The 14,040-nt window shown below is 65.4% G+C and carries 14 protein-coding genes; 11 read left to right on the top strand and 3 right to left on the bottom strand.

The genetic code is table 11. The features are described from left to right. Positions 1-2 precede the first annotated feature (2 nt). A complete protein-coding gene (locus A5759_RS12730; protein WP_064428350.1) occupies positions 3-527 on the bottom strand; it encodes a hypothetical protein in 525 nt (174 codons plus the stop codon). A gap of 84 nt (positions 528-611) precedes the next feature. Then, positions 612-1,535, bottom strand: coding sequence for a hypothetical protein (locus A5759_RS12725; RefSeq protein WP_068198004.1), 924 nt, complete (start codon positions 1,533-1,535; stop codon positions 612-614). Between the two features lie 322 nt (positions 1,536-1,857). On the opposite strand from A5759_RS12725, the gene rplS reads away from it, so the two are divergent. From rplS to A5759_RS12670, 11 genes are all read left to right on the top strand, one after another. Further along, entirely contained in the window at positions 1,858-2,199 is a 342-nt protein-coding gene (rplS, locus tag A5759_RS12720; protein WP_064428397.1) for a 50S ribosomal protein L19, read from the top strand. 86 nt (positions 2,200-2,285) lie between these two features. Beyond that, positions 2,286-3,101, top strand: a complete 816-nt coding sequence (gene lepB, locus A5759_RS12715; protein WP_068198349.1) for a signal peptidase I — start codon at positions 2,286-2,288, stop codon at positions 3,099-3,101. A 27-nt stretch (positions 3,102-3,128) separates the two neighbouring features. Continuing rightward, the gene (locus tag A5759_RS12710) at positions 3,129-3,860 is read left to right on the top strand and encodes a ribonuclease HII (RefSeq protein ID WP_068198002.1); all 732 of its coding nucleotides are present in this window, start codon (positions 3,129-3,131) and stop codon (positions 3,858-3,860) included. Between the two features lie 54 nt (positions 3,861-3,914). Then, a complete protein-coding gene (locus A5759_RS12705; protein WP_064398671.1) occupies positions 3,915-4,220 on the top strand; it encodes a DUF2469 domain-containing protein in 306 nt (101 codons plus the stop codon). A 592-nt stretch (positions 4,221-4,812) separates the two neighbouring features. Further along, positions 4,813-6,006, top strand: coding sequence for an MCE family protein (locus A5759_RS12700; RefSeq protein ID WP_369816192.1), 1,194 nt, complete (start codon positions 4,813-4,815; stop codon positions 6,004-6,006). Continuing rightward, on the top strand, positions 6,003-7,028 hold the full coding sequence (locus A5759_RS12695; protein WP_068198000.1) for an MCE family protein: 1,026 nt from the start codon (positions 6,003-6,005) through the stop codon (positions 7,026-7,028). Before A5759_RS12700 ends, A5759_RS12695 begins: the two co-directional genes overlap by 4 nt. Then, positions 7,028-8,128 carry an MCE family protein gene (locus A5759_RS12690; protein WP_066845150.1) on the top strand — a complete coding sequence of 367 codons (1,101 nt, stop codon included), beginning with the start codon at positions 7,028-7,030 and terminating at the stop codon, positions 8,126-8,128. Before A5759_RS12695 ends, A5759_RS12690 begins: the two co-directional genes overlap by 1 nt. Continuing rightward, entirely contained in the window at positions 8,125-9,564 is a 1,440-nt protein-coding gene (locus tag A5759_RS12685; protein ID WP_068198346.1) for an MCE family protein, read from the top strand. Before A5759_RS12690 ends, A5759_RS12685 begins: the two co-directional genes overlap by 4 nt. Next, positions 9,561-10,721: an MCE family protein gene (locus A5759_RS12680; RefSeq protein WP_068197997.1), complete on the top strand. Its 1,161-nt coding sequence runs from the start codon at positions 9,561-9,563 to the stop codon at positions 10,719-10,721. The genes A5759_RS12685 and A5759_RS12680 overlap by 4 nt, the downstream gene beginning before the upstream one ends. Beyond that, positions 10,721-12,418, top strand: coding sequence for an MCE family protein (locus A5759_RS12675; RefSeq protein WP_068198342.1), 1,698 nt, complete (start codon positions 10,721-10,723; stop codon positions 12,416-12,418). Before A5759_RS12680 ends, A5759_RS12675 begins: the two co-directional genes overlap by 1 nt. Further along, positions 12,415-12,894, top strand: a complete 480-nt coding sequence (locus tag A5759_RS12670; RefSeq protein WP_231984621.1) for a hypothetical protein — start codon at positions 12,415-12,417, stop codon at positions 12,892-12,894. Before A5759_RS12675 ends, A5759_RS12670 begins: the two co-directional genes overlap by 4 nt. On the opposite strand, the gene A5759_RS12665 is transcribed toward A5759_RS12670, so the two are convergent. After that, positions 12,872-13,984: a dihydrodipicolinate reductase gene (locus A5759_RS12665; protein ID WP_068197994.1), complete on the bottom strand. Its 1,113-nt coding sequence runs from the start codon at positions 13,982-13,984 to the stop codon at positions 12,872-12,874. The genes A5759_RS12670 and A5759_RS12665 overlap by 23 nt on opposite strands. Positions 13,985-14,040 lie beyond the last annotated feature (56 nt).

The following is a 14,040-nucleotide window of genomic DNA, read 5'->3' as shown; positions in this document are numbered from 1 at the left end:
CCTCAGGTGACGACTTCGACAACTCCGTTCAGATCCATGATGCCGAGTTCGACGACGAGGGCAGGCTGACGCCGGCCGGCCTCCTCCCGGAATGCCCGCAACGCCCCCGACAGCATCTCTGTCTCGTACACCTTGTCGGTCAGCACCCTGTCGCCGTAGGCCACTGCCGCTGCGCCGCAGTCGCGGTGTGCCATACCGATCAACCGCGTCAGCCAGTGCAGGTCCACCGAGATCGCGAGGTTCTCCCAGAACGTCTCGTGCCAGCCGGCGAACGCCGGGGCCACCGCGCCGACCGGCCCGCCGGCGAAGGCGAACTGGCTGTAGTTGTTCTGCCACCCGCGGCCGGACATGTACTTCCACGTTTCGGTGGTGAACCGAGGGTCGATGCATTTCATCAGCATCGCCTCATAGCCCTGATCGAGCTGACCCGCCGCTTGCGGCGCGGTGGCCATGGCGGCGGCGCCCAGCCCGAATGCACCGAGTGCGGCCCGGCGCGAGATGGTCGGCAGATGCCCAGCTGGAGTCATCAACGCAGCGTGCCGGATTCTCGCGGCGCGAAGTGCCCTTTTCGCGGTTCTCGGCCGACTTTCGTCGAACTTGCTACGCCGAGACTAGATTCGGCCGCCGGGGAACATGGTCTTGACCGCCTGCGTCATCGTGTCGCGTGCGGTGGCGTCGTCGGCGGGCTGCATCGATGCGATCGCCATGACGAATCGACGATCGGTGCCGATCGCCCCGGTGGACCAGTGCACCCAGTTTCCGCCGTTCCAGCAACAGAACCAGCCCTGCTTGACCGCCACCCGCTCCTCGTAGAGCCCTTCGGGGATGCCGAACCGCTGCGGGTAGACACCGCCGGGCATGGTGCCGTCGGGCGCCGTCGGAGTCGACCTGGCCAGGTTCGACACGATGACGTCGGTCTTGTCGGGGGGTAGGCCGCCGCCGCCCGAGAGCAACTCTGAGTAGTACCGCACCAAATCTCCCGTGGTGCTCAAGGTGTTGAACCAGCGGCCGTTGTACGGCGTGCTGGTCGCGCGCAGGCCGTACCGCGCGGTGACGCGCGAAACGATCTCGCTGCCGCCGCCGCGATTCCAGAAGATCTCGGCCGCGCTGTCATCGGATGACCGCAGCATCGCATCCAACGCCTTACGGTCCTCGGGCGGGATTTCGGTCTTCCCCTGCGATTCCTGCAGCAGCAGGTCGTCGGCGATGAACAGCTTGACCACCGACGCGATCGGCATCGCTTCGTTGTTGCCGTTGGACACAAAGGTTCCGGTACTGCGGTCGAGCACGGCGACGGAGAGGTCGGCACCGGCCTCGGCGGCCTGCTCGGTGGCCTGGCGCGTGCGGGCGACGAGCCCGCCGAAGGAGGCGGCGGGCTCGTCGGGCCGGGATTCGGGCAGCGGTCCGGAGCCGCCCTGCGGCGCGATGACGGTCGATGGCGCGTCGTGTGCTTGCGTCTCGTACCCAGCGACGACCACGATGGCAGCGGCGGCGATTGCGATCGTCTTGACCAGCAAAGACGGCCGCCGTTGCATGACCCTCCTCAAATGGCCCGGATGAGAAAATCGGGGCCCGCCGCGTCGCTTCGGCCCTGGTGTCAACCCTAATCACTGGCTACCCGGGGCGCCTGTCCAGGTAACGTCGGGAGGCGCGGACCGACGGACCCGGTGCGATTTCGCTGGATCAGGTCTCATCTGGCACAATTGAGCAGTTGTCTGTGCAGGACCCGGGAACGGCTCGTTCCGCCCGCTGCGAGATACACCCCGATTCGCCCGATCAGATCGGCTCGGCAGGCCATGTCACGGCGTCCACGTGACTGCAGCGCCCGCAGCCGCCAACCGCAAGGAAGTGTCACCGATGAACACGCTGGACTTCGTCGATCAGACATCACTGCGCGACGACATCCCGGATTTCGGTCCCGGCGACACCGTCAACGTGCACGTCAAGGTCATCGAGGGCTCCAAGGAGCGCATCCAGGTCTTCAAGGGTGTGGTCCTGCGTCGCCAGGGTGGCGGTGTCCGGGAGACCTTCACCGTGCGCAAGGAGAGCTACGGCGTCGGCGTCGAGCGGACCTTTCCGGTGCATTCGCCCAACGTCGACCACATCGACGTTGTGACCCGTGGTGACGTACGTCGCGCCAAGCTGTACTACCTGCGTGAGCTGCGCGGCAAGAAAGCCAAGATCAAGGAAAAGCGCTGACGTCCCGGTCGGCTGTCGACGCCGGGGCTTGATCCTTGGAGCGCGAGCAGCGCGGGGCTGAGCACGGCGCTGGCTACCCTGATGCGGTGACCGGTTCCTCAGAGCCCGACGAATCATCAGCCGAGCACCGGCCCGAGACCGCCGAGCCGGACAGCGAGACGGAAAAGCCCAAGAAAAAGGGCGGTGCGCTCCGAGAATTCGCGATCCTCATCTCGATCGCGCTCGTCATCTATTACGTCATGCTCACGTTCGTCGCACGGCCGTATCTGATTCCGTCGGAGTCGATGGAACCGACCCTGCACGGCTGCCCTGGCTGCACCGGCGACCGGATCATGGTCGACAAGCTGACCTACCGGTTCTCGTCACCCGAGCCCGGCGACGTCGTCGTTTTCAAGGGCCCGCCGAACTGGAACATCAACTACCGGTCGATCCGCTCGGACAACACCGCGATCCGATGGGTGCAGAACGCGCTCTCGGTCGTCGGTTTCGTCCCGCCCGACGAGAACGACCTCGTCAAGCGGATCATCGCGGTGGGCGGCCAGACGGTGGAATGCCGAGCGGCGACCGGGTTGACCGTCGACGGCAAGCGGCTCGACGAGCCGTACCTGGACCCCGAGACCATGCAGGCGGACCCCGCGATCTATCCATGCCTGGGAAATGAGTTCGGGCCGGTCGAAGTGCCTGAAGGCCGGTTGTGGGTGATGGGGGACAACCGCACCCACTCGGCTGATTCCCGCGCGCACTGCACCAACACCCCGGCCGACGCCCAGAAGGGTCTGCTGTGCACGGGCGACCCGACGGCGGGCACCGTCCCGGTGGACAATGTCATCGGAAAGGCGCGGTTCATCGCATGGCCCCCCTCCCGTTGGGGTGGCGTGGGCAGCGAGAACCCGCAGACGTAAACGCCAGACGCACTAGGAGAGCTGTTCTTGCCGGCGACATGGCCTCCGCGCACTGTGATCCGGAAATCCTCGGGGCTGCGCACCCTGGAATCTGCGCTGTACCGCAGCGGCCTCGGGCCGGTCGCCGGCGTCGACGAGGTCGGCCGCGGCGCGTGTGCGGGCCCCCTCGTCGTCGCCGCCTGTGTTCTCGGCCCGAATCGGTTGGAGAGCCTCTCGGCGCTCGACGATTCGAAGAAGCTCAACGAAAAGGAGCGCGAACGCCTTTTTCCCCTGATTCGGCGTTACGCCCTGGCTTACCACGTGGTGTTCATCCCCTCCCATGAGGTCGATCGCCGCGGCGTGCATGTGGCCAACATCGAGGGCATGCGCCGCGCGGTCGCGGGCCTGTCCGTGCGACCGGGCTATGTGCTGTCCGACGGTTTCCGCGTCCCCGGGCTGCCGGCGCCGTCGCTTCCGGTGGTCGGCGGCGATGCGGCCGCGGCGTGCATCGCGGCGGCCAGCGTGCTGGCCAAGGTCAGCCGCGACCGTCTGATGGTGAAGATGGAAGCCGAACACCCTGGGTACGGCTTCGCGCTTCACAAGGGCTACAGCACGCCGGCGCACAGCGCGGCGCTGGCCGAGCTGGGGCCCTGTAGCCAACACCGGCACTCGTTCATCAATGTGCGCCGGGTGGCCACGGCGGCAGGAATCAGAGTGGTGACCGAACTGGTTGACTCCCGTCACGTGGGTCCACCGGAGCAATGTGACGAAGCGGGATAGGGGACAATGGGAGCCAACAAGGGGGCAGCGACCAAGATGAAGGACAGCTGAGCGATGAGTGCCGAGGATCTCGAGAAATACGAAACCGAGATGGAGCTCTCGCTCTACCGCGAATACAAGGACATCGTCGGCCAGTTCAGCTACGTGGTGGAGACCGAGCGCAGGTTCTACCTCGCCAACAGCGTCGAACTGGTGCCGCGCAACTCCGACGGAGAGGTCTATTTCGAGCTGCGGTTGGCCGACGCCTGGGTGTGGGACATGTACCGGCCCGCCCGCTTCGTCAAACAGGTCCGCGTGATCACCTTCAAGGACGTCAATATCGAAGAGGTCGAAAAGCCCGAATTGCGGCTCCCGGAATAGGCGGGGCGCCTCGATCGCGCCGCGTCGATCAACTGACGCTTGCGACAGTAAGTAGTCGCCCGAAATACCAACACGTTTCGCGCCGAATCACAGGGGCCGGCCTTTCCAAGACTGCCCGTCTCTATTCTCGTAATAATTGCCATTTGGCTTCGCGCGGCGTCGGTCGCACGGCACGATTGAGTCGCATCGTCGACGACGCGTTGTATCCGTCGACTTGTCATTGCGCTGAATAATGCCCGCGGTGGGCCTAATCATTGTTCCATGCAAGCCCAACGGTCGCCTACCTGACAATCTGGTCACGTACGTCACGAGCGCGAGACAGATAACACCGAAGTGTCCCATTTCTGCCTGTTGAAGTGCAGTGAACTGTGTGTCATTCTTGTACAGCAAACAAATATTGGCCTTGCCGCTACCGGGGAGAGGATCTGCGACTAAGAAAATCCGCTTGATAACGGGAGCGATTGACCCAAAGATATGTTCCGGCGTAAAGTCCTGCACCGTCCTCGATCGCACACTGGGGGGAAAGCGGGCTTGTCATACGATCGGCGGGGTGCGGTGCGGAGCGCCTCGGGCATGAGCGCGGGAGCGATCGGTGAAGCGTTATCTGCTGCGCCCGCTCGTCGGATTGGCGTCGATCGCCGCACTCGTGGCGGTGTTCGCTTTGGCGGCGAGCCTATTTCGCGGCGACTTCGCCGATACCGTTCCGGTGACCGTGATCTCGCAGCGCGCCGGCCTGGTGATGAATCCCGATGCCAAGGTCGAAATCCGTGGCGTCCAGGTGGGACGGGTAGAGGCGATCGAAGAACTGCCCAGCGGTGAGGCGGCACTGCATCTGGCGATGGATCCTTCGCGGCTCGATGCGATTCCGGCCAACGCGCTCGTCGACATCGCGTCGCCAACGGTGTTCGGCGCCAAACAAGTCCAATTCGTCTTTCCCGAAGAGCCGTCACCCCAATCGCTGCGCGCCGGTCAGGTGATCGAGGCCCAGCATGTGATGGTCGAGGTGAACACCGTCTTCGAGCAGCTGACCTCGGTGCTGTCCACGATCGAACCGGCGAAACTGAATGCCACGCTCGGTGCGATCGCCCAAGCCGTATCCGGTCGTGGACAGAAGTTCGGCAAGATGCTTTCCGACCTCGACTCCTACCTCGCGACGCTCGAGCCCAGCCTGCCGGCGCTCAACCGCGATCTGGAACTGGCTCCCGGAGCGCTTCGCGCATACGCAGACGCGTCAGGGGATCTCGTGTCGATCGCCGACAACGCGGCGACCATCAGCGAGTCCATCGTCGACAAACAAGACGATCTCGATGCGGCGCTCGTCAGCGTGATCGGGCTCGCCGATGTCGGCAACGAGGTGATCGCGCAGAACCGTCAGGCGCTGACCGACGTCGTGCGGCTGTTGGTCCCGACCACATCATTGACCAACGAATACAACCAGGCGTTGTGGTGTGCGCTGGCCGGCATAGTCGAGTCAGCGCATTTCCCACCGTTGAAAGCGCCGGGCGTCGAGGTGCTGGCCGGCTTCCTGTGGGCGCAGGAGCGGTATCGCTATCCTCTGGATCTGCCCAAGGCAGGCGCCGAGGGCGGTCCGCAGTGCACCGGGCTGCCGAAGCTGCCGTTCGAGACCGCCGCACCGTATGTGGTGGCAGACACCGGTACCAATCCGTGGCGACGTACCTATCCGGGCATCGTCCTCAATGCCGACATCATCAAGCAGATCATGTTCCCCGACACAGAAACCGCTGGGCCGCCCCGTAATACAGCACAGATCGGAATGCCGGGATGAGGCGTTCGCTGCGGCCGACCGTGGTCAAGTTCGGGCTTTTCGCGCTCGTGATGACGTTGCTTACCGCATCGCTGTTCTTCATCTTCGGTCAATACCAAACCGGGAGCACCAAGGATTACACGGCGGTGTTCGCCGACGCCTCCCGGCTAAAAACCGGACAGTCCGTGCGGGTGGCCGGGATGCGGGTCGGCACGGTCAACAGCGTCAAGTTACGCCCCGACAAAACCGTGCTGGTCAGCTTCGACGCCGATCCGAATGTACGCATGACCACGGGCACGCGAGCCGCGGTCCGGTACCTGAACCTGGTCGGCGACCGATACCTGGAGCTGATCGAGGGGCCCGACGGAACACCGATGCCACCCGACTCACAGATTCCGGTCGAACGGACCCAGGGCGCCCTTGATCTCGACCTCCTTCTCGGCGGCCTCAAACCCGTTATCCGGGGACTCAATCCGGAGGATGTGAACGCCTTGTCGGCGTCGCTGATCCAGATCTTCCAGGGGCAGGGCGGCACCCTGCAGTCGCTGCTGAACAACACCTCCGGATTCACCTCAGCCCTTGCCGAGCACAACCAGACGATCCAGGCGCTGATCGACAATCTGCGCACCCTGCTTACGACCCTGAATCGCGAGGGGGACAAGTTCTCGGGCACGATCGACCGCCTGGAGAAGCTCGTCACGGAGCTTGCGGCTGAACGCGACCCGATCGGCACAGCGATCGAGTCGCTGAACAACGGCTCGGCGTCCGTGGCCGACCTCCTCAGCGATGCGCGCGCGCCGCTGGCGGGCACCATCGATGAGCTTGCCCGATTGGCGCCCAACCTCGACTTCCAGAAGGACCGGATCGACACGAGCCTGCAGAAGGCGCCCGAGAACTACCGGAAACTGGTCCGTACCGGGTCGTACGGAAGCTTCTTCAACTACTACATCTGCGAACTCAAGTGGCGGGTGACCGACCTGCAGGGCCGCACCGCCGTCTTCCCCTGGCTCAAACAGGAAAACGGGAGGTGTGCCGAGCCCTGATGCTGAAATACCGTGGCAGACAACTCATCCGCGCCGGAATCCTCGGCGTGGTGCTGATCGTCCTCGTCATCGCCGTCGGGCTCGCTCCCGAACGACTGGTGTCATGGGCGACCGCGGTGCGGTATCAGGCGCAGTTCACCGACGCCGGCGGGCTGGCGGCGGGCAACGACGTCACGATCTCGGGGATCAAGGTGGGGACCGTCTCCGGCGTTGCGCTCCAGGGGCGCAACGCGCTGGTGACGATGGTGGTCGACGGCTCGGTGTCGCTGGGGTCGGACACCACCGCACACATCCGGACCGGAACGCTGCTGGGCGAGCGGGTCGTGACCCTGGAATCGAAGGGCGAGGGGTCACTGCACCCGATGGACGTGATCCCTGTGTCGCGCACCGCATCCCCGTATTCTTTAACCGAAGCGGTCAGCGAGCTGACGAGCAACACCGCGGGCACCGACACCGCGTCGTTGAACCAGTCCTTGGATACGTTGGCCGCGACCCTGGACCAGGTGGCGCCGCAGCTGGGCCCGGCGTTCGACGGGCTGACCCGGTTGTCAAGGGCGATCAACGACCGTGACGAAACGCTGGGGGATTTGCTCGCAAACGGCGCCGATGTCACCGAGATCCTGTCGGACCGCAGCCAGCAGGTGAGCACGCTGATTCTGAACGCCAACGACCTGGTGTCGGTGTTGTCGGCGCGGCGCTACGCCATCGTCGAACTGCTCGCGCACACATCGGCGTTATCCAAGCAGCTGTCCGGCCTCATCGCCGACAACGAGAAACAGCTCGCCCCCACATTGGAGAAGCTCAACGGCGTCACCGAGATCCTGGAGCGCAACCGCGACAACATAGCCAAAGCGCTTCCCGGGCTGGCGAAGTTCCAGATCACGTTGGGCGAGACGATCGGTAACGGTCCCTACTACCAGGCCTACATACCCAACATCTTCTTCGGTCAGATTTTCCAGCCGTTCTTCGATTATGCGTTCGGGTTCCGGCGCGGGGTCAACGCCGGCCAGCCGCCCGACAATGCCGGGCCGCGCGCCGAGCTTCCGTTCCCGTACAACGGAATTCCGATGCCCCATGAGCAGTGGGGTCCGGGGCGATGAACAACATCTGGGTGAAGCGTTCGCTTGCTGTGGCGCTGGCGGTGGCGCTCGTCGGGGGAGCCGTGGTCCTGTTCCGGCAGACCGTGTTGCGGCCCACGACCATCACCGCCCACTTCACCACCGCGACCGCCATCTACCCCGGTGACGAGGTCCGTATCGCCGGCGTCAAGGTGGGCTCCATCGAATCGATCAAACCGGTCGGCACGCAGGCCGAGATGAGGTTGGTCGTCGACCACGGCATCAGGGTGCCCGCCGGCGCCAAGGCGGTTATCGTCGCGCAGAACCTGGTCTCGGCGCGGTACGTCCAACTGACACCCGCCTACGAGTCGGGGCCGATGATGGCCGACGGTGCCGTTATCCCGTTGGACCGCACGGCAGTTCCGGTCGAGTGGAACGAGGTCAAAGAGCAGCTGATGCGCCTGGCAACGGACCTTGGCCCCGCCGAGGGTATGTCGACTGGTTCGGTCGGCAGGTTCATCGACAGCGCGGCCGGCGCGCTCGGCGGCAACGGCGACAAACTGCGTCAAACGCTTGCGCAGCTTTCGGGTGTCGGTCGCATACTCGCCGACGGCAGCGGCAACATCGTCGACACCATCAACCACTTGCAGACGTTCGTCACCGCGCTGCGCGACAGCAACGAGCAGATCGTGCAGTTCCAGGACAGGTTCGCGACGTTGACCAGCGTCGTCGACGACAGCCGATCCGATCTCGACGCCGCGCTGAAGAACTTGTCCGACGTCGTGGGCGAGACGACCCGGTTCATCAGGGGCAGCCGAGACCAGACCGCCGAACAGATTCAGCGACTGGCCAACGTCACCCAGAACCTCGTCGACAATCGCATGGCACTGGAGAACGTACTGCATATCGCGCCGCACTCGATCGCCAACGCGGTCAACATGTTTGACCCGCGTACCGGCGCCGCCAGCGGTGTGTTCGTGCTCAACAACCTGTCGAATCCGGTGTGGGCCTTCTGCGGCATGATCGGGGCGCTCCAGAACGTCACCTCGCCCACCACCGGCAAGTTGTGCGCGCAGTACCTCGGGCCCGGCCTGCGCACGGCGAGCATCAACAACGTGCCGTTCCCATTCAGCCTTTTCTTGACGTCGAACCCGCCCCCGTACATGCTGCGGTATTCCGAACCGGAGCTGATGCCTGGTGCGGGCGGGCCGCCCGACGATCGGCCCGAGCCCCCGCCCGCGGTGTCGGCCTACACGGGAATCGGCGACGTGCCGCCGCCCCCTGGCTGGGGTGCGCCACCGCCGCCGCCGGGCATGCCGCCCGCACCACTCGCGGCGCCTGCAGCACCCGGTCCGCCGACACTGCAGGACATGTTGTTGCCCGCCGAGCGGCCCAACCCGCAGGCTCCGGCGGTGCCGTACTTGCAGGCGCAGCCGGCGGGAGCGCCCCCGGTCCCACACGGTGGAGCTCCCTCATGACGGCTCGTCGGATGGTGGCGGTCGGCCTGAGCATCCTGCTGACGGTCACCGGTTGCTCATTCCAGGGGGTCAACTCGCTGCCCCTGCCGGGCGCGGTGGGCCGAGGGTCGGATAGCAACGTCTACCACGTCGAACTTGCGAATATCGGGACCCTCGAGTCGAATTCGCCGGTGATGATCGACGATGTCGTGGTCGGCAGCGTCGGGAAGATGACGCTGCACGGCTGGCACATCGACCTGGAGGTCTCGGTCAAGCCCGAGGTCGTGGTGCCCGGCAACGCTGTGGCCACGGTGGGGCAGACCAGCCTCCTGGGATCGATGCACGTCGCGCTCGACCCACCGCCCGGCGACGAACCGCGCGGCAGGCTCAGTCCCGGCGCCACCATCGCTCTCGACAGGACGTCGACCTATCCGTCGACGGAACAGACGCTGTCGTCCCTGGCGGCGGTGGTCAACGGCGGGGGACTGGGCCAGATCGGCGACATCATCGTCAATTTCAACACCGCGCTATCGGGACGTCAGGGAACGGTGCGCGACTTGATCACCCGGCTGGACACCTTCGTCGGGACCCTGTACCAACAGCGCGACAACATCATCGCGACCATCGACGAGCTGAACAGGTTCTCGCAGCGGTTGGGCGATGAACAACGGCTGCTCACCCGCGCGCTCGACAAGATTCCGCCCGCGCTCGACGTCCTGATCCGGGAACGGCCCAACTTCACCACCGCGCTGAATCGGTTGGGGCAGTTCAGCGATACGGTTTCCGGCTTGATCAACGACACGCAGGCCGACCTCGTGACGAATCTGCAGAACTTGGAGCCGACCCTGCGCGCGCTCGCCGACGTGGGCGCAGAGATTGACACGGCGCTGGCTGCCTTGCCGACGTTCCCGTTGAGCCAGAACTTGATCGACCGCGGGGTGCGCGGTGATTACGTGAATCTCTTCGTCACGGTGGACTGGACGAACGCGCGGCTCAAGCGTGGATTGCTGCTCGGCACCGCGCTCGGGCAGAACCGTGCATCGTTGATTCCCGCGCCGGATGACCCCGGATACGACGCGTACTACACCAAATTCCCACTGGGCGTAGGCACCTCGCCGCCCTTCGGCCCGATTCCCAATGCTGCGCCCGCACCGTGGGAACCGGGGGGTGGTGGCTGATGCTGCCGCGGGTGGTGCGCATCCAGCTCGTGATCTTCTCGATCGCGTCGATCATCGGCGTGGTCGCAATGGTGTTCGCCTACATGCAGGTGCCCACCCTGCTGGGCATTGGGAAGATCACCGTCACACTGGAGTTGCCGTCCTCCGGTGGGCTCTACCGGTTCGCCAACGTCACCTATCGCGGGGTGCAGGTCGGCAAGGTGACCGAGATGGACGTGTCCCGCACCCAGGCCACCGCGACGCTGCGGCTCGACACCTCGCCGAGAATCCCGTCCGATCTGCAGGCCGAAGTGCGCAGCGTGTCAGCCGTCGGCGAGCAGTACGTCGAGCTGCTTCCGCGCACCGAGTCGCCGCCGTATCTGGAAGACGGATCGGTGATCGCCATGTCCGACACCACGATTCCGCAGCCGGTGAGCCCGATGCTCGAGCAGGTGAACGCCCTGATCGCGAGCATCCCCAAGGGTCGCCTGAGCGAATTGATCGACGAATCGTACAAGGCGTTCAGCGGAGCCGGCTTCGACATGGGTTCGCTGGTGGACTCGTCGGCCACGCTCTCCGAAGCCCTGAACGAGGACCCGTCGCGCTCGGCGAGGTTGGCCGAAGACTCGGTGCCTCTGCTGGATTCGCAGGTCCGCTCGACCGACTCGTTGCGGGTGTGGGTGCGAAGCCTCGCCGGGATCACCGGTCAGGTCGTGGCCAACGACCCGCAGCTCCGCACACTGCTTGAGGAGGGCCCCGCCGCAGTTGATGAGGTCGCCGGCCTGCTCGAGCAGATCAAGCCGACACTGCCGGTGCTGCTGGCCAACATGACCACCATCGGTCAGGTTGCAGTCACCTACCGCCCCTCGCTGGAGCAGGTGCTTGTGCTGTTGCCGCCGTTCGTGGCCAACGTGCAGTCGTCGGCTCCCCATAACAATCCCACCGGCATCGCCCTGGGGGACTTCCGTATTCAGATGGCCGACCCCAACCCGTGCACCGTTGGCTTCCTGCCACCCTCGCAATGGCGGAGCCCGGACGATCAGACCACGGTCGACACGCCGGACGGGATTTACTGCAAGCTGCCGCAGGATTCGCCGATCGTCGTACGTGGTGCGCGCAACGCGCCGTGCATGGGGGTTCCCGGCAAACGCGCGCCCACCGTCGAGCAGTGCTACAGCGACAAACCCTACGAACCGCTTGCGATGCGCCAGCACTCGCTCGGGCCCTACCCGATCGATCCCAACCTGATCGCGCAGGGAGTGCCGCCCGATGATCGGGTCACTGCCGACGAGAACCTCTTCGCCCCGCTGGAGGGCACGCCACTGCCGCCGGGTGCGGTGCCGCCGATCCCGCCTCCGCCGCTCGCAGTCGGAGCGCAGATGCCGTCGCTGCCTCCGAACGCAATCCCGCCCCTGGTGTCGCAACCGGTAGATCAGCAGGGCGCCGTCGGTGCACCCGCACCGCACGCGGCGATCCCACACGGGCCACCGCCGCAAGGCCCGCCTCCGCCGGATGATTCGCCACCTCCGCCCGGGACGGTGCCCGCAACACCGAGTTCTGCTACCACCGGTGCGGCGGACGGACCATCCGTCGCCATCACGCACTACGACCCGCAGACCGGCCAGTATGCAACGCCGGACGGAAACGTCGGCCGCCAAACCGATCTCGTGCAGAGCCCGAAGTCGTGGCAGCAGTTGATTTACGAGGGAGAGCAGTGATCCGGGCGTGGACGATCGCGGTGACGATCATCGCGGCGGTCCACTTCGCGCCTCACGCGCAGGCGCAGAACGAGGTCGCGATCAACGGCGTCTTCACCGCGTTCTCCGACGGCCGGTGGGCGACAACCAACGACTCGCGCCACGACGAGGCGAGCGTCACCCAGACGTGGACCATCACCTCGACATGCACGACGTATCAGGATTGCACTGGTCGGGTCGAGAGCGATCAGGGTTGGAGCGCGGATCTGGTGTATATGAGCGGCCGGTGGAAGGTGACCAGGACCGTGCCGGACTGGGAACCGTGCATCGACGGTACGGCCTACCCGGGCAAGCAGTCGTGGGTGTTCTGGCTCGGTTACCCGCAGGATCCCAACAAGTACACCGGCTGGGACAAGACCGAGGGCCCCAGCGGCGCATGCGGATTCAACAAGGTGCTCGACATCGAGATGCCGTTCACCCTGACCCGCGTGGGTTGAATGCGTGCCGCGGGATCGTCAAGGGTAGCTCGACCGAGCTGAGCAGACCCGGTTGTGCGGCAATGACATACGGCACCGCATTGACGACACGCATGGCCGTGGCGACCATCGCGCCCGCGCCCGAGGTCATGCTCTCGATGGCCGCGTCCTTGCGGTCGCGGACGGTGGCTGCCATCGTGCACTCGATGTCGGGCTGACCGGTGATCACAATCCGATAGCCGAGCGCATTCGGCAGTGTCGGCCAATGCGGTGCCACATCCGGCGCCAAGCGGGTGACGTGTTCGATCACGATCGCCTCACGGCCGTCGACGATGCCGATGGCCTGCATCCGAAGGGCTCCGCACGTGCCCGCCTCCACGGTGCCCATCGCCACCTCCAGCGTCCGCTCGGTCACTGCGCGGTCGAACGTCTCGCGCACCTCTTGCACCTCGACGCCGAGTGCCTCGGCGACCATGCGGATCTGCCCCTGCCATTCGCCGGCGATGGCGCCGGGGAAGGAGATCCACGGCTGGTAGTCGAGTGGCCGCCCGAATCCCAAGGCGTCGCCCATGATGTCGGGTACGCCGTAGTCGTCGTAGAGGCCGATCTCGTAGGCGTGGATCTTCTCGATCTGCGAGGACTGGGTGCTGAGCACAAGCGGTAGGTAATCGGCGACGAAACCCGGTTCGATGCCCGAGGCGTACAGCGAGACCTGTCCCTCCTTGGCAGCCGCGGCCAGTTGGTCCCGCCACTCGGCTGGCTCGTAGGCGTGCGGATTGACAAGGTGGGTGGTGCTCGTCGTCACCACGTTGATCCCGGCGTTGAGCAGCTTGACATAGTCGGGGATGGCGAGCGCGTCACGTTCGGGCCCGCTGGCCGCATAGACGACGCAGTCGGGCCGCAGCCCGATCAACGCATCGGCGTCCGTGGTGGTGGCCACCCCGATCGGCTGTCCGTTGGCGAGTTCGCCCGCGTCCATACCGTCCTTGTCGGGGGAGTGCACCCATACCCCGACGAGCTCCAGGTCGGGTCGCTGGGAAATCGCGCGAATCGCAATGGAACCGATTCCGCCGGTCGACCAGACCACCACGCGGTGTTTGCCTCCGGTCATCGATCCTCCTCGGAGAGCGCGACGGGGGCGAGATCCATGTCTCGCGCAGGTCTGAG

The sequence above is a fragment of the Mycobacterium sp. 852014-52144_SCH5372336 genome, from assembly GCF_001665615.1.
In the GTDB taxonomy this organism is placed as follows: domain Bacteria; phylum Actinomycetota; class Actinomycetes; order Mycobacteriales; family Mycobacteriaceae; genus Mycobacterium; species Mycobacterium neumannii_A.
This window is presented reverse-complemented; position numbering and strand designations above follow the sequence as displayed.

Coding starts and splice junctions, on each gene's coding strand:
- A5759_RS12730 (WP_064428350.1), bottom strand. CDS start 527: ATGACTCCAGCTGGGCATCTGCCGACCATCTCGCGCCGGGCCGCACTC.
- A5759_RS12725 (WP_068198004.1), bottom strand. CDS start 1,535: ATGCAACGGCGGCCGTCTTTGCTGGTCAAGACGATCGCAATCGCCGCC.
- rplS (WP_064428397.1), top strand. CDS start 1,858: ATGAACACGCTGGACTTCGTCGATCAGACATCACTGCGCGACGACATC.
- A5759_RS12705 (WP_064398671.1), top strand. CDS start 3,915: ATGAGTGCCGAGGATCTCGAGAAATACGAAACCGAGATGGAGCTCTCG.
- A5759_RS12695 (WP_068198000.1), top strand. CDS start 6,003: ATGAGGCGTTCGCTGCGGCCGACCGTGGTCAAGTTCGGGCTTTTCGCG.
- A5759_RS12690 (WP_066845150.1), top strand. CDS start 7,028: ATGCTGAAATACCGTGGCAGACAACTCATCCGCGCCGGAATCCTCGGC.
- A5759_RS12685 (WP_068198346.1), top strand. CDS start 8,125: ATGAACAACATCTGGGTGAAGCGTTCGCTTGCTGTGGCGCTGGCGGTG.
- A5759_RS12680 (WP_068197997.1), top strand. CDS start 9,561: ATGACGGCTCGTCGGATGGTGGCGGTCGGCCTGAGCATCCTGCTGACG.
- A5759_RS12675 (WP_068198342.1), top strand. CDS start 10,721: ATGCTGCCGCGGGTGGTGCGCATCCAGCTCGTGATCTTCTCGATCGCG.
- A5759_RS12665 (WP_068197994.1), bottom strand. CDS start 13,984: ATGACCGGAGGCAAACACCGCGTGGTGGTCTGGTCGACCGGCGGAATC.